Here is a 21,614-nt window from a genome sequence, read left to right on the forward strand (position 1 = left end):
GGGCGTGAGCTACGAGAGCCGCCACTCCCCCTCCCCCGAGAGCGCTCCCGGCACCGACCTCCTCGCCGCGGCCCGCGAGTGGGCCGCCGACGACCCCGACCCGCAGACGCGCGCGGAGCTGAGCGGCGTGGTCACCGCTGCCGAAGGGGGCGACCCCGCCGCGGTCGTCGACCTCACCGACCGCTTCGCCGGCCTGCTGCAGTTCGGCACCGCCGGACTGCGCGGAGCCCTCGGCGCCGGACCGAACCGGATGAACCGCTCCGTGGTCATCCGCGCGGCCGCGGGGCTCGTGGCCCACCTGCAGGAGGCGACGCCCTCCCCCTTCGTCGTCATCGGGCGTGACGCCCGGTACAACTCCGACGCCTTCGCCACCGACACGGCAGCCGTGGTCACCGCCGCCGGTGGGCGCGCGGTGCTCCTGCCACACCCGCTGCCGACCCCGGTCCTCGCCTTCGCCGTCCGGCACCTCGGCGCGGACGCCGGCGTCATGGTCACGGCGAGCCACAACCCGCCGCAGGACAACGGCTACAAGGTCTACCTCGGCGACGGCAGCCAGATCGTGCCGCCGAGCGATGCCCGGATCGCCGCGCAGATCTCCCGTGTCACGACCGTCGCCTCCGTCCCACGAGCGGACTCGGGGTGGGAGGTCCTCGGCGACGAGCTGCTGCAGGCCTACCTCGAGGCGATCTGCGGCGTCGTCGCCCCGGACACTCCCCGCGACCTGCACGTGCTCCACACCTCTCTGCACGGCGTCGGTGACGCGACGGTGCAGCAGGCCTTCGTCCGCGCCGGCTTCGCGGAGCCGGACCGGGTCGAGGGCCAGGCGCAGCCCGACCCGGACTTCCCGACGGTCGCCTTCCCCAACCCCGAGGAGGACGGCGCCCTCGACGCCGCCCTCGCGCAGGCGCGGCAGACCTCCCCCGACCTCGTCATCGCCAACGACCCCGACGCCGATCGGTGTGCCGTGGCCGTACCCGACCCCGAGCGCGAGGGAGGCTGGCGGTTGCTGCGCGGCGACGAGCTCGGTGTGCTGCTCGCCTCGCACCTGATCGGGCGCGGCGTGCCCGCGGGCCGGCGGATGGCCAACTCGATCGTCTCCTCGCGGCTGCTCGCGGCGATGTGCGCGCAGTCAGGGGTGCCGCACGAGGAGACGCTCACCGGATTCAAGTGGATCGCCCGGGTCGAGGACCTGCACTACGGCTACGAGGAGGCGCTCGGCTACTGCGTCGCCCCGGACCTGGTGCGTGACAAGGACGGCGTCTCCGCGGCGCTGCTCATCGCGGAGCTCGCCGCGATCCTCAAGGCCGACGGGAGGAGCCTCCCGGGCGTCCTCGACGACCTGCACCGCCAGCTGGGTGTGCACGCGACGGACGCCTTCTCCGTGCGCGTCAGCGACCTCGCCGACCTCGGCGTGCTCATGGGTCGGCTGCGCGAGCAGCCCCCGAGCGGTCTCGCCGGATCACGCGTCGCCCGGACCGACGACCTCGCCCTCGGCGACGGCGGCCTGCCACCGACCGACGGGCTGCGCTACCTCCTCGAGGACGACTCGCGGATCATCGCGCGTCCCTCCGGCACCGAGCCGAAGCTCAAGGTCTACCTCGAGGCGATCGAGCCGGTCGCCGGGAGCGAGGACCTCGCTGCGGCCCGTGGCCGGGCCGCGAGCCGACTCACGGCGGTGCGCGCGGCCATGCAGCAGCTCACCACCCTCCCTGAGGACCGGGGCACGCCGGTGCGGCCGTAGACTCCTGCGCTGTGACCGCGCCCGACCCAACTCCTGTCGCCGGTCGCGTCGTCGTCCTCGCCGGTCCGAGCGGCTCGGGCAAGTCCCGGCTCGCCGACCGGCTGCGCCGGGCCCGCGGCTGGCCCGTCGTCCGCCTCGACGACTTCTACCGGGAGGGCGACGACCCGGCGCTCCCCCGCAGCGAGGAGCTCGGGATGGCCGACTGGGACCACCCGGACAGCTGGGACCAGGAGGGCGCAGTGGCCGCGCTGCAGCGGCTGTGCGCCACCGGTACCGCATCCATGCCGGTCTACGACATCAGCACCTCGAGGGCCGTGGGCGAGCACACCGTCTCGGCCCGTCCGCGCGACCTCGTCATCGCGGAGGGCATCTTCGCGGCGGAGGCGATCCGCGCCTTGGGCCGGGCGGGGCTGCTGCACTCGGCCTGGTGCATCCGGCACCACCGACTGCGCACCTTCGGGCTGCGCCTGGCCCGGGACCTGCGCGAGCACCGCAAGCCCCCACTGACCCTCGTCCGGCGCGGACTCCTCCTCATGCGCGACGAGCCCCGCGTCGTCGCGCGACACCTCGAGCTCGGTGCGCGCGCGGCGACTCCCCGGGAGGCCGAGCAGCTGCTCGCACCGGTGTGACCGGGCCGGGTTCGACGACCCCGGGAGCCCCCGAGCACTTAGGGTGTGCCCCATGACGCGTCCTCCCTTCGCTCCCGGCCGCACACTCACCGTCCAGGAGGTCGCCGACCTCATCGACCACGCCCTGCTCAAGCCCGAGCTGACGCCCGACGAGGTCTCCGGCTCGGTCCGGGAGCTCGCGGCACGGCGCATCTGGAGCGTCTGCGTCCGCCCGAGCGACGTGACCCTGGCGGCGGCGACGATCGCCGAGGTCGGGGACAGCCCCACGCGGGTGTGCACGGTCATCGGGTTCCCGCACGGCACGACGACGACGACCGCGAAGGTTGCCGAGTCCAGGCAGGCCCTCGCCGACGGCGCCACCGAGCTCGACATGGTCCTGAACATCGGTCGACTCCGCGGCGGCGACCTCACCGCCGTGCGTGACGACATCGCCGCGGTCGTCGAGGTCGGCCACGAGGCCGGGGTCGTCGTCAAGGTGATCTTCGAGACCGCGCTCCTGGACGAGCAGGCCATGCTCGACGCCTGCCGCGCCAGCGCCGACGCCGGGGCCGACTTCACGAAGACCGCCACGGGCTTCGCCGGTGGCGGTGCCACTCTCGCCGACGTCGCTTTGATGCGCGCCCACACGCCGGAGTCCATGGAGGTCAAGGCCTCTGGTGGGGTCCGGGACATCCCCACCCTGCTCGCGATGCTCGCCGAGGGAGTCACCCGCATCGGCACCTCGAGCACCGCGGCCCTCCTCCACGAGGCGCAGCAGCTCGGGCCGACCGGGCTGGTCGTCCCCGAGCCCGGTCGAGGCGAGGGCCGCGCCACCACCGACGGCTACTGACACACCCACCACCGATCTTCCAGGGGAGCACATGAGCGACAACCCGTGGGCCGCACCCGGCCAGGAACCGCCGCCGCCCGGCCCGCAGCCACCGCCACCGCCCGGCCAGCAGCCGCCGGCGCCAGGAGCATCGCAGCAGCCGCCGCCGGCGCCCCCGCCGTGGGGCGCGGTGGACTTCCAGCCGGGCATCGTCCCCCTTCGCCGGTTGGGCCTCGGCGACATCTACTCCGGGGTCATGCGCCTGATCCGGGGCAACCCCGGTGCCACGGTGGGGATGGCGCTCGTCGTGACCCTCGCCGTCACCGTCCCCCTGACCGCGCTCGCGGCGGTGCTCACGGCCACGCTGGCCCCCGCGCTCTCCGAGGACGGCATCTCGGGAGAGGCGGGCATCGCCGACCTCCTGACCAACCTGCCCAGCCTCGGGCAGCTCGTCATCGGCCTCCTCCTGCCCCTCTTCATCGCCTGGGTGACCCACCAGGCCGTCCTCGGTCGCAAGGTGGGGATGGGCGAGACCTGGCAGGGCACCAAGGACCGGGTGCTCCCCGGCCTCGGCGCCCTCCTCCTCGCCGCGGTCCTCTACCTCCTGCCGCTGACCCTCATCGGTGGGCTCTTCGCCGGGGTCGTCCTCGCCGCGATCTCGGTCGGGGGCGGCGGCGGTGTGGCCCTCGGCATCGCCGGAGGGGGCCTGCTGCTGCTGGTCTGGGTCATCGTGGCGCTCTACCTGTGGACGAGGCTCGCCTTCGTCTTCCCGGCGCTCACCGTGGAGCGCCTCGGTCCGGTCGCGGCGATCAGACGATCCTGGCGACTCACCGGTGGGCGACGCTTCTGGCCCGTGCTCGGGATCCGCCTGCTCACCTCCGTCCTCATCGGCGTCGTCGGCGCGATCATCTCCCTCCCCCTGGGCCTCATCGCCGGGGTGGCGCAGGTCGTCCTCGCCGGCGACGGCAATGCCGGCTACGTCGTCCTCGCCGTGGCCAACGGACTTGCCCTGATCATCTCGGCTGCCCTCACGACCCCCATCACCGCGGGCGTCGATGCCCTGCTGTACATCGGGCAGCGCATGGAGCACGAGGGGTACGACATCGAGCTGATCCGCCAGACGGGCGGTCGGCCGGGGGGCCAGACCGGCTGACGTGCGCCCGTCCGATCCGGGGGCCGAGGGCCCGCCACTGACACCCGACTCGCCCGAGGCCCGTGACTGGCTCGAGCGGGAGCTGGCCACGCCGACCTACCAGGACGAGCAGGGCCTGCTCGGGCGTCTGCTCGAGTGGATCGTCCGGCAGCTCGGTGGAGGCCCCGTGGGGGCGGTCCCCGGACCGGTCCTGTGGGCGCTGCTCCTCGTCGTGGTCGTCACGGTCACCGTCGTCGCGGTGCGTGCCCTGCGCAGGAATCCCACGAGCGGGCCGGCGGGCGAGGGGGAGATCTTCGCCGACGCACGGCCACGCACGGCGCAGGAGCACCGGCGGGCGGCGAGGGCGGCCATGGCTGCCGGCGAGCACGACCGCGCCGTCCTCGAGGCCTTCCGCGGGATGGCGCGGGACGGGGTCGAGCGCACCCTCGTCCCGGAGTCTCCCGGCGTGACGGTCCACGAGGTCGTCGTCGCACTCACCCGGGCCTTCCCCGCGAAGGGGGAAGCGCTCGCCTTCTCGGCAGCGACCTTCGACGACGTGCGCTACGGGGACACCCACACCGACGCGGCCACCGTCGCGGTGGTCGTGACACTGGGTGAGGAGCTGGTCGATGAGCACGCGGTGCTGCCCGACATCGCGGCCGTCGCCGGGGAGTGCGTGGGGGGCGCGCGGTGACCCGTCGGCTCACCCGTGGGCGCGTCCTCCTCACGGTCGTTGTGCTCCTCGCCTTCGCGGCGCTCGTCGTGCTCACCCTGGGAGCGACCCGGACCGACCGGCCGCTCGACCCGGACTCTCCCGGTCCCTCCGGTGCGCGCGCCCTCTCGGCGGTACTGCAGGAGCACGACGTGCAGGTCGAGGTGGTGCGCACGATCGACGGTCTCGAGGACGCGGACGTCGACGCCGAGACCACCGTCGTCGTGAGCGCCACCGAGATGCTCAGCCCCGGCCATGCCGAGCGGGTGCCCGCTCTGAGCCGGGGCGCGGCACGTCTCGTCCTGCTGGAGGCCTCCCCCCTGGTGCTCGAGCGCGCCGACGTGCCCGTCACCGTCGGCCCGGGCACCGGAGGGAGCATCCCCGCCGACTGCACCGGCGCGCCGTCACTCGCCGCTGGCATCGTGCGACACGGCGATGAGGTCGAGGCGCCGTCCCTCCTCTACTCCCCTGCGCGTGGCACCCGCGTGGGCCGCTGCTTCGATGCCGACGACTCCGGCGCCGAGGGCAGTGCCCTGGTCGTCGTCCCCGAGCACGCGCGGCAGCCCGAGACGGTCCTGCTCGCCGCCACGACGACCCTGTCCAACCGCGACATCACCGACGCCGACCACGCGGGGCTCGGGGTCCGCCTGCTCGGCGCCTCCGACCGCCTCGTCTGGTACAGCCCCTCCCTCGCCGATCTGGCCGCCGACGAGGAGCACGTCGCCCCACCGCGCTGGCTGGTCCCGGCCATGACGCTGCTGGGGATGGTCATCGTGCTCGTGGCGGTGCAGCAAGGACGACGGCTCGGGCCCCTCACCCCCGAGAAGCTGCCCGTCGTCGTGCACTCCGTCGAGACCACCCGCAGCCGAGCGGCGCTGTACCGCCGGGCCGGTGACCGCGCCCGCGCGGCGCGCGTGCTGCGCGCGGCGACCGATGCCCGGGTGCGTGCCCGACTCGGGCTCTCCGAGCGGGGCCACCCGCAAAGCGTCGTCGCCGCAGCCGCGAGCGCCAGCGGTCTCTCCCCCGGGGACGTCCACGACCGGCTCTTCGGTCCACCTCCGGGCACCGACGCCACCCTGATCCAGCTCGCCCACCGCCTGACCGCCCTCGAGGAAGGTGTCCGCACCCCATGACCGACCACCAGCCGCCCCCGGAGCAGGCCCCCGAGGCTCCGCCGCCCGCGGGCCAGCCGCGCCCACCCGTGGCCGCCCCCACCGAGTCGGCCGAGGACCGGTCGGCACGCGCTGCCCTGCACGCGGTCCGAGCCGAGGTGGGCAAGGCGGTCGTCGGTCAGGACGCCGCGGTCACGGGCCTGATCGTCGGCCTACTCAGCGGTGGCCACGTCCTCCTCGAGGGCGTCCCCGGCGTCGCGAAGACACTCCTCGTACGCACCATCGCGGCCGCCCTCGATGTCGACACCCGACGGGTGCAGTTCACTCCCGACCTCATGCCCGGTGACCTCACCGGGTCTCTCGTCTTCGACTCCGGGGCGTCCGACTTCTCCTTCCGCAAGGGCCCCGTCTTCACCAATCTCCTGCTCGCGGACGAGATCAACCGCACCCCGCCGAAGACCCAGTCCGCTCTGCTCGAGGCCATGGAGGAGCACCAGGTGAGCATCGACGGCCGCACCCGCCCCCTCCCGACGCCGTTCATGGTCGCCGCGACCCAGAACCCCGTGGAGTACGAGGGCACCTATCCGCTGCCCGAGGCCCAGCTCGACCGGTTCCTGCTCAAGCTGCTCCTTCCGCTGCCACCCCGGGGCGACGAGATCGACGTGCTGACCCGGCACGCCCGAGGATTCGACCCCCGTGACCTCGACGCGGCGGGTGTCCGCGCCGTCGCCTCCGCGAGCGATCTGGTCGCCGGTGCCCGCGCGGTGCAGCAGGTGAGCGTCTCCGACGCGGTGACCGGCTACATCGTCGACCTCGCCCGGGCCACCCGGGCCTCCCCCTCGGTGCGTCTCGGGGTGAGCCCGCGCGGGGCGACCGCCCTGCTCGCGACGAGCCGCGCCTGGGCCTGGCTGTCGGGTCGGACCTACGTCACCCCCGACGACGTCAAGGCGCTCGCCCACGCGACGCTCGCCCACCGCATCGGACTGCGTCCCGAGGCCGAGATCGAAGGGGTGAGCGTCGTCTCGGTCCTCGACAGCGCCCTGTCCGCCGTTCCCGTACCCCGCTGACCCGTGGCCCTGACCCCTCGTGCGGTGTGGCTCGCCCTGCTCGGGCTGGCCCCCGTCCTCCTGCGTCCCACCCAGTCCACCGTCTGGCTCTGGGTCCTGCTCGTGGTGCTCCTGTGTGCGCTCGATGCGCTGCTGGCGCCGGACCCCGCGCGCGTGCGGATCGATCGCGGGCCCGATGCGCGCGTGCGCCTGGGTGGGACGGCGCACAGCGAGCTGTGGTTGACCAACGACACCCCACGCCGGGTCCGCGGACTCGTCAGGGACGCCTGGCCACCCTCGACGGGAGCCGTCAGCGACCGGCACCGGCTCGACCTGCGCACGGGCGAGCGCACCCGGCTCGTGGGTCGCTTCGTCCCGACCCGCCGCGGTGACCGGACGGCCGACCGGGTCACCCTCCGGCTCCTCGGACCGCTGCGGCTGGCGGCCCGGCAGTCCTCCCGCCGCGTCCCCGGCCGGATCCGTGCGCTGCACCCCTTCGGCGCGCGGGTGCATCTCCCTTCGCGCCTCGCGACGCTGCGACAACTCGACGGGCGGGCCGCACAACGCACCCGCGGCCAGGGCACCGAGTTCGACTCCCTGCGCGACTACGTGGACGGAGACGACGTCCGCTCCCTCGACTGGCGGGCCACCGCCCGCCGCCAGCACCCGGTGGTGCGCACCTGGCGGCCCGAGGAGCACCGACGCGTCGTGATCGTCGTCGACACCTCCCGCACCAGTGCGGCTCGGGTCGGCGACCACCCCCGGCTCGACGCCCAGATGGACGCCGCACTGCTGCTCGCCGCGCTGGCCGGACACGCCCGCGACCGGGTGCAGGTCATCGCCGGGGACCGTCGGGTCCGCGCACGGGTGTCCGGCCACGACCGCGCCACCCTGCTCTCCTCGGTCGTCGACGCCCTGAGTGACGTCGAGCCCACCCTCGTCGAGGCGGACTGGACGGCCCTGGCCACCGAGGTGACCCGGGCCTCGAGCCAGCGGGCCCTCGTCGTCCTCCTCACGGCGCTGGAGCCCTCGGTGATCGAGGAGGGCCTCATGCCCGTCCTCCCGGCGCTCACCGCACGCCACCGGGTGGTCGTCGCGTCCGCAGCCGACCCCGAGCTCGCTCGGATGAGTCGCACCCGTGAGTCCGTGAAGGACGTCTACGGTGCGGCCGCCGCAGAGCGGACGGTCCAGCTGCGCGAGCGGTCCGCCGATGCATTGGGTCGGATGGGTGTGACCGTCCTCGAGGAGGAGCCTGCGGCGCTGGCTCCTGCACTCGCCGACCACTACCTCGCCCTGAAGGCCCGAGGGCTGCTCTGACCGGCAGGCGCCCCCGATGGGTGTCCCGGCGCGGCGAGGGGTGCTCTCAGGTGCAGCGGAAGACCGCCCGCCCCTGGGAGCCGTTGGCGGCCTGGACGTCGACGACGTCCCGGACCACGTCGAGGACGTGCTGGAGCGGGAGGGGTGCATCGGCCACCCTCAGGTGCCGGTTCGTGACACCGACCGGGTGCCACCAGGCGCCGTCCGCGGTCAACGTGGGCTCGGGCTCGATGGAGTCGAGGGTGATCTCCACCCCCTGCTCCGCGTATCCCTCCTGGGCGACCGGTCGGATCAGGCGGTCCGCCTCCGCGATCCCGAGGGCCGCCAGGGTGCCGAGAAGGTCTCCGGCCGCGGGCGCGTCCTCGGGCAGGTAGGTCGCGGCCACCCGGACCCGGAAGCCGAGCTCCCGCGCCAGCTGGATGCCCTCGAGGGCGCGCTGGTGCGAGCCGGCGCCCCGCTGCCGGTCGTGCAGCTGCGGGCCGGCCGAGTCCAGGCTGATCTGCAGCGTGACCCGGTCCCGGTCGAAGGACTCCAGGACCTCACGGCGTCGGCCCCGTCCGTAGACCATCGCATTGGTCAGCAGGGTCACCGGCACGTGCTCAGCGGTGCGGGCCACGAGCGCGCCGAGGTCAGGGTGCAGGAAGGGCTCACCACCGGTGATGAGCAGCTCCCGCCCCCCTTGCAGGGCGAACTGCTCCGCCGCGCTCGCGGCGGTCTCGACCGACATCAGGCGCGGGTCGGCACGCGGTGAGGACGCGGCACAGCAGTAGGCGCAGGCCAGGTTGCAGTGGAAGTTGGAGTACAGCCACAGGCGGGTGCCCACGGTTGCGGGCGCCGCTGACGAGTACTCGACGTCCGGCGCGGTGGTGCGCCCGGCACCACCCGAGGTGCTCCGGCCACGCTCGATCCACAGCCGCCACGGACCGGGGGCGGTGTCGGCAGTGTCATCGACGACCGCGAGCAGGTCGTGGCCCGCCAAGCGGGCCCACGCGGGCAGGTCGGCGAGCACGGACCCCTCGTTGGTGTGCAGGAGCAACACCGCGCCCTCGTCGATGCGTCGCATGCGGGACGTGATGGCCAGCAGCAGGCCGCTGCCGCAGTCCTGGTCACCGCCGTCGTACTCCAGGGCGACCGGTCGGGTGGGCGCGTCCCGGGGTGGGAGCGCCGTGAGTTCCGGCATCAGACGTCCGCCCTAGAAGGACAACGACGACGCGCCGTCGGCCAGCAACGCCACCAGCGTGGCCCCACCGACGATGGACGCACCCTCGATGAGGTCCTCCTCGCCGATCCCGCGCTTCTTGGCGCACGGGCTGCAGACCAGGAAGGTGCCTCCCGCTTCGATGAAACCGGACACCAGCTCCGACATGGGCGCGAACCCGTCCTCGTGCAGTGTCTCGGCGACTCCCTTGGTGGCCAGGTGCGTGCCCTCCGAGGAGAGGAAGACCGTGGTCTCCTGCGAGGAGGCGACGGAGGCGCCGGCGACGACGATGGCGACGCTGGTGCGGTCGACGTCGTCGACCGAGTGGGTGAGGTTGATGACGAGCCCGTTCATGGGTGTTCCTCTCGTGGGTGATTCTGGGGCGGAGCCGGGTCGGGGCGCCGAGATGGTCCGCGCGAGGCGCTGCGCGGCAGGTCGGAGAGCCGGATGTCGAAGTGGGGACCGCCTTCGGCGGTGCTGCCCGCTCCGAGGTAGTGATGACCGGCGAGGTGACACCAGGCCGGCAGGTCGGTGGGCGCGGCCGGATCCGTGGCCAGGAGACGGACCGTGCTGCCGGGAGCGAGGGTGCGGCTGCGTGCAGCCAGGACCAGGAGGAGCTCCCCGCAGCCTCGGTCCCCGCCGTCGACGACGTACATGCTCATCCTTCAGTCCGCGACGATGCGCGCCGCCGGTGGCCGGGCGCCGGTGCCGCGGACGTCTGCCGGGTGACCGCGAGAGCCACGACGGCGAGGCAGAGGAGGTATCCCGCTGAGGTGGCCGTGCCGCCGAGCACCGGGTCGCTGAACCCCAGCTGGACGTACAGCGACAGCGCCGCCACCGCCGCGATGACCGCTGCCCCCGTGGCCGCCGCACGACCGCCCGCGCCCGCACCACGTGTCGAGGTGACGAGCAGCAGGGCACCGATGAGCAGGAGGACCACCCCGCCCCCGAGGTTGTAGGACCCCAGGCTGAGGGACGGGTCGCTCGAGCCGACGGTGTACCCGCCGGCCGCCAGCGGATCGTCGAGCGACCCCACGACCGCGACGAGGCCGACGAGCATCGCCAGCACTCCCCACACGCGAAGCAAGGGGACCCCCCGGGACAGGCCGGCACGGATGGCATCCGTGGAGAGCACCTGCCCGGCCGAGCTGAAGAGGATCATCAGGTGGGCGCCGATCATCAACCAGTAGGACCAGGGCCACTCGGCGGGCGCGTAGGCGACCGAGAGCGCGATGGCGACCGACTGGGCGATCCCCACCGCGGCCGCCACCCTGACCCAGGTGCCGGTCAGCAGCATGACCGCCAAGGCGGTCTCCACGACAAGCACGACCCACCCGAAGACCTGGAAGTAGGGCAGGACGCCGTGCTCGATCACCCAGCTGAACGGGGGAAACACCGGATGGCTGACGGCATAGCTGGTGAACTTGAAGAGCCCGTTGCCCGCCTCCTGTCCGAAGTCGGGGGCGCGCTTCCACGCCACGTTGTACAACCACATCAGGCCGAGCAGCACCCGCAGGGCGGCTGCCGCCCGCGCGCTTCCGGCCGGCGCACTGTCGACGGCCGGGCTGACCAGCCACCGGAGTCCCGATTGCGCCAACGTCTTCACCGTGTCCCGTCCGAGCGTCCTCACGCGGTCCGTGGAGGTGGACCGTCACGACGACGCGGTGGATCGTGCAATGTGTGGTCTGGCTCACACTACCTGTCCGGGCAATGGCTCAGTCGATCACGGGCAGGAGCGTCCCGCGGTCCTTCTCCTCGAGGTCCCCCGTGGCACCCTGCGCCACGGCCCGGCGTCCGAGGACGAAGACGTAGGCGAAGAAGAGCGCCTCCGCGATCACGCCGATGGCGATGCGGGCGGCCGTGGGCAGGGAGGAAGGGGTGACGAAGCCCTCGATGACCCCGCTGACGAGCAGAACGGCCACGAGTCCGAGGGCGACGGTCGCGGCGGTGCGGCCCTCGGCTGCGAAGGCCGATGACCGCGTCCGCGCCCCCGGGTGGATCCAGGACCAGAAGAGGCGCAGACCGACGGCCCCGGCGACGAAGATCGCGGTCAGCTCGAGGAGCCCGTGGGGCAGGATCAGCCCGAAGAAGAGGTCGCCCCGCCCTTCGCCGATCATCAGTGCCGCACCCGCGGCGAGGTTGAGGACATTCATCAGCAGGACGTACACCGTCGGGAGGCCGAGCGCACCCATGCCGATGCACTGGGCGGCGACCCAGGCGTTGTTCACCCAGACGAGCGTCGCGAACTCGTGGTGGGCGTACTCGCTGTAGTAGTTCTCGAAGTCGTGCCCGACGTACTGGTCGATCTCGGCGGAGCTGAGCCGGGCAGCGATGTACCCGGGGTTCTCCACCATCCACCAGGCGGCGATCACGGCCACCACCAGGCTCACGGCGAGCACGGTGAGCCACCAGACCCTCATGCGGTAGAGCGCCGCCGGGAAGGTGTGCGTGAAGAACCGGAGGACGTCCCCCCACGAAGAGGTGTCGCTCGCGTCCGCGCGCAGCCGGGCCCGGGCGAGCAGGGCCGACAGGTGTGCCACGAGCGCCGGGTCCGGGCTCGCGCTGCGCACGTGGGACAGGTGCGTGGACACCCTCTGGTAGAGGTCGAGGAGCTCGTCGGCCTCGGCGCCGGAGAGCCGGCGTCGCCGTGCCAGATGGTCCAGGCGGGCCCACTGCCCCCCGCACGCAGCCACGTAGGCGTCGATGTCCACGTCACGATCCTAGCGACGCCCGCCCGGATACCCTGATCGTCGTGAGCACCTCAGCCGGGCACCGCGCCTTCGGCCCCGACGAGCTGGTGACCGGCGAGGCCGTGTCCGTCGAGCTGCCGGTCGCCGGTGTGGTCCACCGCCTCGCCTCGGGTGCCATCGACGCCACCCTCTCGCTCGTGGTCCTCGTGGGTGCGGCCGTCGCCGCGGGCCTGAGTTTTGGCGGCACCTCGGGTGCCGTGCTGCAGACGGTGCTGATCCTCATCGTCGTCGGCTCCCTCGTGGGCCTGCCCGTCGCGATCGAGACGTCCACCCGGGGTCGCACCCTCGGCAAGCTCGCGCTCGGGCTGCGGACGGTGCGCGACGACGGCGGACCGATCCGCTTCCGCCACGCGGTGGTGCGCGCGCTCGTGGGGTTCGTCGAGATCTGGATGGTCCTGGGCCTGCCCGCCTTCGTCAGCGCCCTGGTCAGCGCCCGGGGCAAGCGACTGGGTGACTTCGCGGCCGGCACGTACGTCATCACCACCCGGCAGTCGGGGGCCATGGTCACTCCGCCGGGGATGCCGACCGCCTTGGAGCCGTGGGCACGCAGCGCGGACATCGCCGCGCTCCCCCACGGACTGGGCATCGCCGTGCGCCAGTTCCTCACTCGTCGCACGAGCCTGTCGGAGGGTGCGCGCGACGAGCTCGGTCGGCACCTGACCGAGGCCGTGCTCCCGTACGTGTCACCGCCACCCCCACCCGCTCACCGCGAGGACGTCCTCGCCGCCGTCCTCGCCGAGCGCCGCCGCCGCGACACCGCCCGGCTGGGCCGGGAGCGCCGATTGCGGCAGCGATTCATCTCGCGTGACCCGCTGGCCGACGGACGCTGAGCCTCCGCCCGACCCGGTCCGGACACCGTGCCCTCGGGATCAGCCCGCCAGGGCAGCGGCGGCGTACGCCGGCTTGATCGTCCCCTCGATGAGGTCGAGACGCTCGTCGAAGGGGAGGAAGGCCGACTTCATCGCATTGGTCGTCACCCACCGCAGGTCCTCGAGGCTCCAGTCGGCCTCGGTGACGAGGGCCTGCATCTCCTGGGTCATCGACGTGTCCGACATCAGCCGGTTGTCCGTGTTGAGGGTGACGCGGTAGCGCAGACGGGTGAGCAGTGTGATCGGGTGCGCCGCGATCGAGGGAGCCGCCCCGGTCTGGACATTGCTGTGGGGACACATCTCCAGCGGCACCCGGGTGTCGCGGACGAAGGCCGCCAAACGCCCCAGACGCAGCTGGGAGAGGTCCTCCCGCGCCATGAGGTTCGCCGCGAGCGGGTCATCGGTGACGGTGCCTGCGCCGAGGCCGATGTCGTCGACGATCCGCACGCCGTGGCCGAGACGGTCGGCGCCGCACCACTGCAACGCCTCCCAGATGCTCGGCAGCCCGAAGGCCTCGCCGGCGTGGATCGTGAAGTGCGCGTTCTCACGCCGCAGGTACTCGAAGGCATCGAGGTGTCGGCTCGGCGGGTGACCGGCCTCGGCCCCCGCGATGTCAAAACCCCCGACACCGGCGTCGCGGTAGCGCACGGCCAGCTCGGCGATCTCCCGGGACTTGGCCGCATGCCGCATCGCGGTCAGCACGGCCCGCACGACGATCGGGTGTCCCTCCGCCGCGGCCGCCTCCTCCCCTTCGCGGTAACCGGCATTGACCTCCTCGATGACCTCCTCGAGGGTCAGGCCACCACGCAGGTGCTGCTCGGGCGCATACCGTGACTCGGCGTAGACGACTCCGTCCCGGGCGAGGTCGAGGACGCACTCGCGGGCCACCCGGCGCAGCGCGGCCTTGGTCTGCATCACGGCGACGGTGTGCTCGAAGGTCTCGAGGTAGCGCACGAGTGAGCCGGAGTCCGCCGACTCGCGGAACCACCGCGCCAACGCGTCGGTGGTCCGGTCGCTCCCGGACACCGGCAGGTCGTGCCCGATCTCGTCCGCGATCTCCAGGACGGTCGACGGTCGCAGACCGCCGTCGAGGTGATCGTGAAGCAGGACCTTGGGCAGGGCACGGATGCCCGACGCGTGGGGGCTCATCCCTCCTCCTGACGGTGCACGGTCTCCGGGGAGAAGGCCGGCGTGCAGATGGCGACGTATTCGGCACCGTCGGGACCGGTCGAGTAGCGCACCCGCTCCCCCGCTCTCGTGGTGATGCTCTCACCGGCGCCGACCCGGCTCGCGCCGCCGTCGTGCTCGACGATGACGGTGCCGGCGACGACGAGCGTCACCTCATCGAAGTCGGGGACCTGGGCCGGCTCGGACCATCCTCCCGGCGCCTTCATGTGGGCCACGGACAGACCGTCGGTGCCGGTGGCGATGCGACCGACGTGCTCGGCGATGACCTTGCCGCCGGGGACGTCGATGATCGACGGGGTGTCGTTGGTCTCTGGCACGTCAGGCCTCCTGGGCGGTGATCCGGTCGAGGACGACCGGGCGGGTGGGCGGGGCGGCAGCGCTGATCCGCACGCCGCCCTCGAGGGCCTCACGGGCCCGGGCGAAGCGCTCCGGGGTGTCGGTGTGCAGGGTCATCAGCGGGTCACCGCGACGGACCGGGTCACCGGGACGCGCGTGCAGCTCGACCCCGGCGCCGGCCTGCACCGGGTCCTCCTTGCGGGCGCGACCCGCGCCGAGACGCCAGGCCGCGAGCCCCACCGCGAGCGCATCCACGTGCTCCACGTGGCCGTCGGCCCCGGCCGTGAGGGTCTCGGTCTCGACGGCGGTCGGGAGCGCGGCGTCCGGGTCCCCACCCTGGGCGGCGATCATCCGGCGCCACACGTCCATGGCGCGACCGTCCGCGAGGGCGGCCCTCAGCTCGTCGCGACCGACGTCCTTGCCCGCGGCGCGCGTCATCTCGTCGGCCAGAGCGACGGTCAGATCGACCACGTCTCGTGGGCCGCCTCCGGAGAGCACCTCGAGCGACTCGCGCACCTCGAGCGCATTGCCGGCGGTCAGGCCGAGCGGTACCGACATGTCGGTGAGCAGTGCGACCGTGCGCACCCCGGCATCCGTGCCCAGATCGACCATGGTGCGGGCGAGCTCGGTCGCGTCCTCGCGGGTCTTCATGAAGGCCCCGGAGCCGACCTTGACGTCGAGGACGAGCGCTCCGGTGCCTTCGGCGATCTTCTTGCTCATGATCGAGGACGCGATGAGCGGGATCGCCTCGACGGTGCCGGTGACGTCCCTCAGGGCATAGAGCTTCTTGTCGGCCGGGGCGAGGCTGGCGCCGGCGGCGCAGATGACCGCGCCGACCTCGTCCAGCTGGGCGAGCATCTGCTCGTTGCCCAGGTCGGCGCGCCACCCGGGGATGGACTCGAGCTTGTCGAGGGTGCCGCCGGTGTGACCGAGACCCCGGCCGGACAGCTGGGGCACCGCGACACCGAAGACCGCGACGAGGGGGGCGAGCGGGAGGGTGATCTTGTCGCCGACCCCACCGGTGGAGTGCTTGTCGGAGGTCGGTCGGGAGAGCGAGGAGAAGTCCATCCGCTCACCGCTGGCGATCATCGCCGCCGTCCACCGAGCGATCTCCGCGCGGGTCATCCCGGCCATGAGGATGGCCATCGCCAGGGCGGACATCTGCTCGTCGGCGACGACCCCACGGGTGTAGGCGTCGACGACCCAGTCGATCTGGGCGTCGGTCAGCTCACCCCGGTCCCGCTTCGCCCGGATGACGTCGACGACGTCGTGCTGCTCGATCTGCTCGGTCACGGTGCTCCCTTCCTCAGGTCGTCGGCCCCGAAAGCCTGCGGCAGGATCTGCGCGAGCGACCGCTCCCCCTCGGGTGTCTGGATGCGGCACTGTGCGCCGCCGTGCTCCCACAGCAGCTGGCGGCAGCGGCCGCAGGGCATGAGGGTCTCGCCGCGGCCGTCGACGCACCACACGGCGACGAGGTGGCCGCCGCCGGTGCGCACCAGGTCGCTGATGAGGCCGCACTCCGCGCACAGACCGACCGCGTAGGAGGCGTTCTCGACATTGCACCCGCTGAGCAGGCGGCCGTCGTCGGCGTAACCGGCCACCCCGACGGGGAAGGACGAGTACGGGGCGTAGGCGCGCCCCATCGCCTCCACGGCGGTGGCGTGCAGCTGCTGCCAGGCTTTATCGGTCAGGGGCGCCGGCACGTCAGTGGCCTTCGCCGCGACGGTAGACCTTGCCGTTGGCTGCCGGCATGCGCAACCGTTGGCTGGCGAAGGCGAGGACGAGCAGCGTGGTCAGGTGCGGAGCGAAGCGCGTGACATCTCCCGGGATCGTGTCGCTGCCGAACCAGAGGGCCACGACCGCGATACCGATGACGATCGCCACCGTGCCCTGGACCGTGCGCTGGCGACGCAGGATCTGCCAGGTGCCGAGGGCGAGCAGCAGGATGCCGATGAGCAGCAGCAGGGCGTGGATGGCCGCGCCACCGCCCCGCAGCTGCAGCGCGTCCATGAAGCCGAAGAGCCCAGCGCCCATGAGGACCCCGCCGGGGCGCCAGTTGCCGAAGATCATCGCCGCGAGGCCGATGTACCCGCGGCCGTCGGTCTGGCTCTCGCGATAAGCGTTGGAGGCGACCATCGCGAGGAAGCCACCGCCGAGCCCGGCGAGCGCGCCGGACATCGTCACCGCGATGTACTTGTACAGGTAGACGTTGACGCCCAGGGTCTCCGCGGCGGCCGGCGACTCACCGCACGAGCGCACCCGCAGGCCGAAGCTCGTCCGCCACAGCACCCACCAGGTGCCGACGACGAGGAGCAGCGCGATCACCGTGAGCACGGAGAGGTTCGTCGTCACGGCACGTGCGAGTGCAGCGAGCTCGGAGACGAAGAACCAGCCCTGGTCCTCCACCGTCTTCAGGGGTTCGGACAGGCCCGGTACGCCCACCCTCGGCAGCGACGGCAGGGGTGGCGACTGGACGTCGCTGCCGCCCTCGAGGTCACCGAAGAAGCGGGCTGCCAGGTAGCTCGCGACACCCAGCGCGACGATGTTCAGCGCGACACCGGAGACGATGTGGTCGACACCGAAGGTCACCGTCGCCAGGGCGTGGACGAGGCCGCCGAGCGCCCCGCAGACCATGGCCCCGAGGACTCCCGCCCAGGGGCCTCCGTGGATCGCACCGAAGGCGGCACCCCAGGTGCCGAGGATCATCATCCCCTCCAGTCCGATGTTGATCACGCCGGCGCGTTCGGACCAGAGCCCGCCGAGACCGGCGAGCGCCAGTGGCATCGCCAGGGCCAGGGTGGCCCCGAGCGTGCCGGAGGAGGAGATGTCCCCGATGCCGGTGACCAGGCGGATGAGCGACAGCACGACCAGGATCGCCGCCAGCGCCAGCGGCCAGGCCCAGAAGGGGATGCGACGCGTGGGCTCGGCGGCCACGGTCTCGCGCTCGGTACCGACGCTCAGGCTCATGCCGAGGCTCCTTCCGTGGTGACGCCCGCATCGAGCTGGCTCGTGACCTGCTTCTGCTCCAGGCGACGCTCGAAGCGGGCGACGACCTCGTAGGCGATGACGACGGCGAGGAGGATGACGCCCTGGATGATGTAGACGAGGGCCGGTGAGACCCCGGCCTGCAACTGGAGACCGTCACTGGCCTTCTCCAGCCAGGCCCACAGCAGGGCGGCGAAGGCGATGCCCAGCGGGTGGTTGCGCCCGAGGAGGGCGATACCGATCCCGATGAAGCCGACCCCTTCCTGGAAGTTCAGCCCGTAGCTGTGGTCGGCGCCGAAGAAGGACGGCATGCTGATCAGGCCCGCGACGGCGCCCGAGGCGATCATCGCGATGAGCACCATGCGCGGGACCTTGACACCGCTGGCGACCGCAGCGGACTCGGACCCACCCGTGGCCCGTACGTCGAAACCGAAGCGTGTCCGGTTGATGACGAACCAGTAGACGACGCCGAGGACGATCGCGAGGATGAGCAGCGTGTAGACCCGGTTGGGAGCGTCCGCGACGAGGGCGAACCCCTCGAGCTGGCTCGACTCGGGGATCTCCTGGGTGTTGCGGGTGTTGCTGCCCTCGGCACGCTGGCCCCAGCTGCGCAGGCCCCAGCCGACGAGGCCGGCCGAGATCGTGTTGAGCATGATCGTCGAGATGACCTCGGAGACTCCGCGGTTGACCTTCAGCCAGCCGGCGATACCGGCCCAGAAGCCACCGACGAGCATGGCGACGAGCATCGCCAGGAGGATGTTGAGCGCACCCGGGAGCCACCCCTCACCGGCGACGAGCGCCGCTGCGAAGGCGGCGATGCGGTACTGCCCGTCGACACCGATGTTGAACAGCTTCATCTTGAAGCCGATCGCCACGGCCACCGCCGCGATGTAGTACGTGATGCCACTGTTGAGGGTGTTGACCAGCGTGCGCGGGCGTGGCTGAGACAGCAGCGTCGACCACACCTGCCCGACCGGGTCCCCGACGGCGATGAGCACGAGCGAGGTGACGACGAAGGCCACGACCACCGCGAGCAGCGGAGCCGCCAGGACGAGCGCGAGGCGCCGCGCGGCGAGCTTCATGACGCCTCCTGACCGGCGCCGGTCATCGCGCTCCCGAGCTCCTGGCTGGTCACGTCCTCGGGGTTGAACTCCCCAGTGATCCGACCCCGCAGGATGACCTGGATGGTGTCGGAGAGCCCGATGAGCTCCTCGAGGTCGGCGCTGATGAGCAGCACGGCGAGCCCCTCACGGCGCGCCTCGCGGATGAGGTCCCAGATCGCCGCCTGGGCGCCGACGTCGACGCCACGCGTCGGGTGGCTGGCGAGCAGGACCTTCGGCGCGTGGCTCATCTCGCGCCCGACGATGAGCTTTTGCTGATTGCCGCCCGACAGGGACCCGGCAGTGACGTGGATGCTCGGGGTGCGCACGTCGTACTCGCGCACGATCCGCTCGGTGTCGGTGCGGGACAGGGCATTGGTGAGGACCCCGCGCTTCGAGGCCGGCGCCTGGGTCTGGTGACCGAGCATGCGGTTCTCCCACAGCGGCGCGTCGAGGAGCAGGCCCTGCCGGTGCCGGTCCTCGGGGATGTACCCGACGCCGGCCTCACGGATGCGCCGCACGTCCCAGCCGGAGATGTCCGTGTCCTCGAGCACGATCCGCCCGGAGGTCGCCCGGCGCATCCCCATGAGGACCTCCACGAGCTCGGCCTGGCCGTTGCCCTCGACGCCGGCGATCCCGAGGATCTCACCGGCGCGGATGCGCAGGGTGACGTCCTCGAGGACGTGGCGACCCTCGCCGGCCAGGGTGACGCCCTCGGCCGCGAGGACCACCCGGTCGGTGACCGTGGACTCCTCGGTCGCGGGAGTGGGCAGCTCGGAGCCGACCATGAGCTCCGCGAGCTGACGCGAAGTGACGTCCGCGGGCAGGACGGTGTCGACCGTGGTTCCCCGACGGATCACGGTGACCCGGTCGGCGACGGAGAGGACCTCGTCGAGCTTGTGGGAGATGAAGAGCACGGTGATGCCCTCGCGCTTGAGCTCGCGCAGGTTGCCGAAGAGCTCCTCCACCTCCTGGGGTACGAGTACCGCCGTCGGCTCATCGAGGATGATCGTGCGGGCACCGCGGTAGAGCACCTTGAGGATCTCCACCCGCTGGCGGGCGCCGACCCCGAGATCGGCCACGAGCGCCGTGGGGTCGACGTCGAGGCCGTACTCGTCCGAGAGCCGGGTCATCTCGGCGCGCGCACCCGCGCCGATCCCCTGCAGCTTCTCCGCGCCGAGGACCACGTTCTCGGCCACCGTGAGGTTGTCGGCCAGCATGAAGTGCTGGAAGACCATGCCGATGCCGTGCTTGATGGCGTCGGCCGGGCTGTGCAGGGACACCGGCTCGCCGTCGACACGGATGGTGCCCTCGTCGGGCCGCTGGACCCCGTAGAGCATCTTCATCAACGTCGACTTGCCGGCACCGTTCTCGCCGACGATGGCGTGCACCGTCCCCCGCGTCACCCCGAAGCTCACGTCCTGGTTGGCGATGACTCCGGGAAAGCGCTTCGTGATGCCCTCGACCTCGACGGCGAGCTCACCGGTGGGTGTGGTCGAAGGGGGGTCTGGGCGGGTCGTACTCATCGTGCCTCCGAGGTGCGGTCGCGGCATCCTGCCGCTGGCGAAGGGTAGCGCTCGACACGGCCCGGGGCCCGATCACGCGCAGCGCACGATCGGGCCCCGGATCAGCCGGTCACGGATCACTTCGAGGGAACGGTGATCTTCCCGTCGATGATCTCCTTCTTGTACGTGTCCAGCTTGTCGGTGATGTCGTCGATCTTGCCGCCGGTGGTCGAGTACGAGACGCCACCGTCCTTGAGGTCGAACTCGTTGAGGCCGGCGAGCGCCTCACCCTCGGTCGACGCCTTGATGTAGTCGAAGACCGCGACGTTCACGTTCTTGACCATCGAGGTGATGATGACGTCCTGGACGTTCTTCTCAGCGGTCTTCGCCTGGTCGGAGTCGACCCCGATCGCGGACTTCTTGTTGGCCTTGGCCGCCTCGAAGACACCGGCGCCGGAACCGCCTGCAGCGTGGTAGATGACGTCCGCGCCCTTGTCGTACATGCCCTCGGCGGCGGTCTTGCCCTTCGCCGGGTCGGCGAAGCCGGAGCCGTCCGCGGCGAGGTACTTCGTCTGGATGTCGATCTTCGGGTCGACGGCCTTGGCGCCGGCCTTGAAGCCCGCCTCGAACTTGTTGATCAGCGGCACGTCGGTGCCCCCGATGAAGCCGACCTTGCCGCTCTTGGACTTCAACGCCGCTGCCGCGCCGACGAGGAAGGAACCCTCGTGCTCGGCGAAGACGAGCTGCGCGACGTTGTCCCCCTCGGAGTCCGCGGACGCGTCGTCGATGATCGCGAAGTTGACGTCGGGGTTGGCCTCGGCCGCACCACCGATGGCCTTGGCGTAGATGTAGCCGACCCCGATGACGTTGGTGCAGCCGGCGTCGACGAGCTGGTTGAGGCGGTCCTCGCGGGCGGCGTCGTTCTCGCCCTGGCTCGCCTCGACCTCCTCGGTGTCGACCCCGAGCTCGTCCTTGGCCTGGTCCAGGCCCTTGGCCGCCGAGTCGTTGAACGACTGGTCCCCGCGGCCGCCCACGTCGTAGGCGAGGCAGGCCTTGACGTCGCTCCCGGAGTCCGAGGACTCCTCGGTTGAGTCACTGCCGCCGCAGGCGCTCAGCGCCAGGGCGGCCACGGACACGATCGATGCAGCCTTCACGGTGTGGCGCAAGGCGCTCTCCTTCTTCACAG

Annotated in this window: 21 protein-coding genes; 9 read left to right on the forward strand and 12 right to left on the reverse strand. The window is 72.1% G+C overall.

Going from position 1 to position 21,614, the window contains the following annotated elements:
* Nucleotides 1-4: 4 nt before the first annotated feature.
* Genes ACR9E9_RS14820 through ACR9E9_RS14855 form a run of 8 tightly spaced genes read left to right on the forward strand, consistent with a single transcriptional unit; the run spans nucleotide 5 to nucleotide 8,497 of the window.
* On the forward strand, nucleotides 5-1,741 hold the full coding sequence (locus ACR9E9_RS14820; RefSeq protein ID WP_435199786.1) for a phospho-sugar mutase: 1,737 nt from the start codon (nucleotides 5-7) through the stop codon (nucleotides 1,739-1,741).
* A gap of 11 nt (nucleotides 1,742-1,752) precedes the next feature.
* Nucleotides 1,753-2,370: a uridine kinase family protein gene (locus tag ACR9E9_RS14825; RefSeq protein WP_435199788.1), complete on the forward strand. Its 618-nt coding sequence runs from the start codon at nucleotides 1,753-1,755 to the stop codon at nucleotides 2,368-2,370.
* A gap of 52 nt (nucleotides 2,371-2,422) precedes the next feature.
* Nucleotides 2,423-3,199: a deoxyribose-phosphate aldolase gene (deoC, locus tag ACR9E9_RS14830; protein ID WP_435199790.1), complete on the forward strand. Its 777-nt coding sequence runs from the start codon at nucleotides 2,423-2,425 to the stop codon at nucleotides 3,197-3,199.
* Between the two features lie 31 nt (nucleotides 3,200-3,230).
* On the forward strand, nucleotides 3,231-4,331 hold the full coding sequence (locus ACR9E9_RS14835; RefSeq protein WP_435199792.1) for a glycerophosphoryl diester phosphodiesterase membrane domain-containing protein: 1,101 nt from the start codon (nucleotides 3,231-3,233) through the stop codon (nucleotides 4,329-4,331).
* Between the two features lies 1 nt (nucleotide 4,332).
* On the forward strand, nucleotides 4,333-5,004 hold the full coding sequence (locus ACR9E9_RS14840; RefSeq protein WP_435199794.1) for a DUF4129 domain-containing protein: 672 nt from the start codon (nucleotides 4,333-4,335) through the stop codon (nucleotides 5,002-5,004).
* Nucleotides 5,001-6,155 (forward strand): DUF4350 domain-containing protein, encoded by a 1,155-nt coding sequence (locus ACR9E9_RS14845; protein ID WP_435199795.1) that lies wholly within the window; start codon nucleotides 5,001-5,003, stop codon nucleotides 6,153-6,155. The genes ACR9E9_RS14840 and ACR9E9_RS14845 overlap by 4 nt, the downstream gene beginning before the upstream one ends.
* Nucleotides 6,152-7,201: an AAA family ATPase gene (locus tag ACR9E9_RS14850; RefSeq protein WP_435199797.1), complete on the forward strand. Its 1,050-nt coding sequence runs from the start codon at nucleotides 6,152-6,154 to the stop codon at nucleotides 7,199-7,201. The genes ACR9E9_RS14845 and ACR9E9_RS14850 overlap by 4 nt, the downstream gene beginning before the upstream one ends.
* 3 nt (nucleotides 7,202-7,204) lie before the next feature.
* Entirely contained in the window at nucleotides 7,205-8,497 is a 1,293-nt protein-coding gene (locus tag ACR9E9_RS14855) for a DUF58 domain-containing protein (RefSeq protein ID WP_435199799.1), read from the forward strand.
* A gap of 46 nt (nucleotides 8,498-8,543) precedes the next feature.
* Here ACR9E9_RS14855 and ACR9E9_RS14860 read toward each other — a convergent pair whose 3' ends face one another.
* From ACR9E9_RS14860 to ACR9E9_RS14875, 4 genes are all read right to left on the reverse strand, one after another.
* Nucleotides 8,544-9,677 carry a radical SAM protein gene (locus ACR9E9_RS14860; RefSeq protein WP_435199801.1) on the reverse strand — a complete coding sequence of 378 codons (1,134 nt, stop codon included), beginning with the start codon at nucleotides 9,675-9,677 and terminating at the stop codon, nucleotides 8,544-8,546.
* A 12-nt stretch (nucleotides 9,678-9,689) separates the two neighbouring features.
* Entirely contained in the window at nucleotides 9,690-10,049 is a 360-nt protein-coding gene (locus ACR9E9_RS14865) for a DsrE family protein (RefSeq protein WP_435199803.1), read from the reverse strand.
* 304 nt (nucleotides 10,050-10,353) lie between these two features.
* Entirely contained in the window at nucleotides 10,354-11,325 is a 972-nt protein-coding gene (locus ACR9E9_RS14870) for an Rv1678 family membrane protein (RefSeq protein WP_435199805.1), read from the reverse strand.
* Nucleotides 11,326-11,410: 85 nt separating this feature from the next.
* Nucleotides 11,411-12,406, reverse strand: coding sequence for a stage II sporulation protein M (locus tag ACR9E9_RS14875; protein WP_435199807.1), 996 nt, complete (start codon nucleotides 12,404-12,406; stop codon nucleotides 11,411-11,413).
* A 41-nt stretch (nucleotides 12,407-12,447) separates the two neighbouring features.
* Here ACR9E9_RS14875 and ACR9E9_RS14880 point away from each other — a divergent pair, with 41 nt between their 5' ends.
* A complete protein-coding gene (locus tag ACR9E9_RS14880; RefSeq protein ID WP_435199809.1) occupies nucleotides 12,448-13,275 on the forward strand; it encodes an RDD family protein in 828 nt (275 codons plus the stop codon).
* A 39-nt stretch (nucleotides 13,276-13,314) separates the two neighbouring features.
* Here ACR9E9_RS14880 and ACR9E9_RS14885 read toward each other — a convergent pair whose 3' ends face one another.
* From ACR9E9_RS14885 to ACR9E9_RS14920, 8 genes are all read right to left on the reverse strand, one after another.
* Nucleotides 13,315-14,463, reverse strand: a complete 1,149-nt coding sequence (locus ACR9E9_RS14885; protein WP_435199810.1) for an adenosine deaminase — start codon at nucleotides 14,461-14,463, stop codon at nucleotides 13,315-13,317.
* A complete protein-coding gene (locus ACR9E9_RS14890; protein ID WP_435199812.1) occupies nucleotides 14,460-14,819 on the reverse strand; it encodes a cupin domain-containing protein in 360 nt (119 codons plus the stop codon). Before ACR9E9_RS14890 ends, ACR9E9_RS14885 begins: the two co-directional genes overlap by 4 nt.
* Nucleotide 14,820: 1 nt before the next feature.
* Nucleotides 14,821-16,131: a thymidine phosphorylase gene (locus tag ACR9E9_RS14895; RefSeq protein ID WP_435199814.1), complete on the reverse strand. Its 1,311-nt coding sequence runs from the start codon at nucleotides 16,129-16,131 to the stop codon at nucleotides 14,821-14,823.
* Complete coding sequence (locus ACR9E9_RS14900; protein WP_435199816.1) at nucleotides 16,128-16,541, reverse strand: cytidine deaminase; 414 nt, start codon at nucleotides 16,539-16,541, stop codon at nucleotides 16,128-16,130. The genes ACR9E9_RS14895 and ACR9E9_RS14900 overlap by 4 nt, the downstream gene beginning before the upstream one ends.
* A 1-nt stretch (nucleotide 16,542) precedes the next feature.
* Nucleotides 16,543-17,805 carry an ABC transporter permease gene (locus tag ACR9E9_RS14905; RefSeq protein WP_435199818.1) on the reverse strand — a complete coding sequence of 421 codons (1,263 nt, stop codon included), beginning with the start codon at nucleotides 17,803-17,805 and terminating at the stop codon, nucleotides 16,543-16,545.
* Entirely contained in the window at nucleotides 17,802-18,905 is a 1,104-nt protein-coding gene (locus ACR9E9_RS14910) for an ABC transporter permease (protein ID WP_435199820.1), read from the reverse strand. The genes ACR9E9_RS14905 and ACR9E9_RS14910 overlap by 4 nt, the downstream gene beginning before the upstream one ends.
* Nucleotides 18,902-20,449 (reverse strand): ABC transporter ATP-binding protein, encoded by a 1,548-nt coding sequence (locus ACR9E9_RS14915; protein WP_435199823.1) that lies wholly within the window; start codon nucleotides 20,447-20,449, stop codon nucleotides 18,902-18,904. Before ACR9E9_RS14915 ends, ACR9E9_RS14910 begins: the two co-directional genes overlap by 4 nt.
* A 116-nt stretch (nucleotides 20,450-20,565) precedes the next feature.
* The gene (locus ACR9E9_RS14920; RefSeq protein WP_435199825.1) at nucleotides 20,566-21,594 is read right to left on the reverse strand and encodes a BMP family lipoprotein; all 1,029 of its coding nucleotides are present in this window, start codon (nucleotides 21,592-21,594) and stop codon (nucleotides 20,566-20,568) included.
* Nucleotides 21,595-21,614 lie beyond the last annotated feature (20 nt).

It is taken from the genome of Janibacter sp. GS2 (assembly GCF_051200835.1).
Classification (GTDB): domain Bacteria; phylum Actinomycetota; class Actinomycetes; order Actinomycetales; family Dermatophilaceae; genus Janibacter.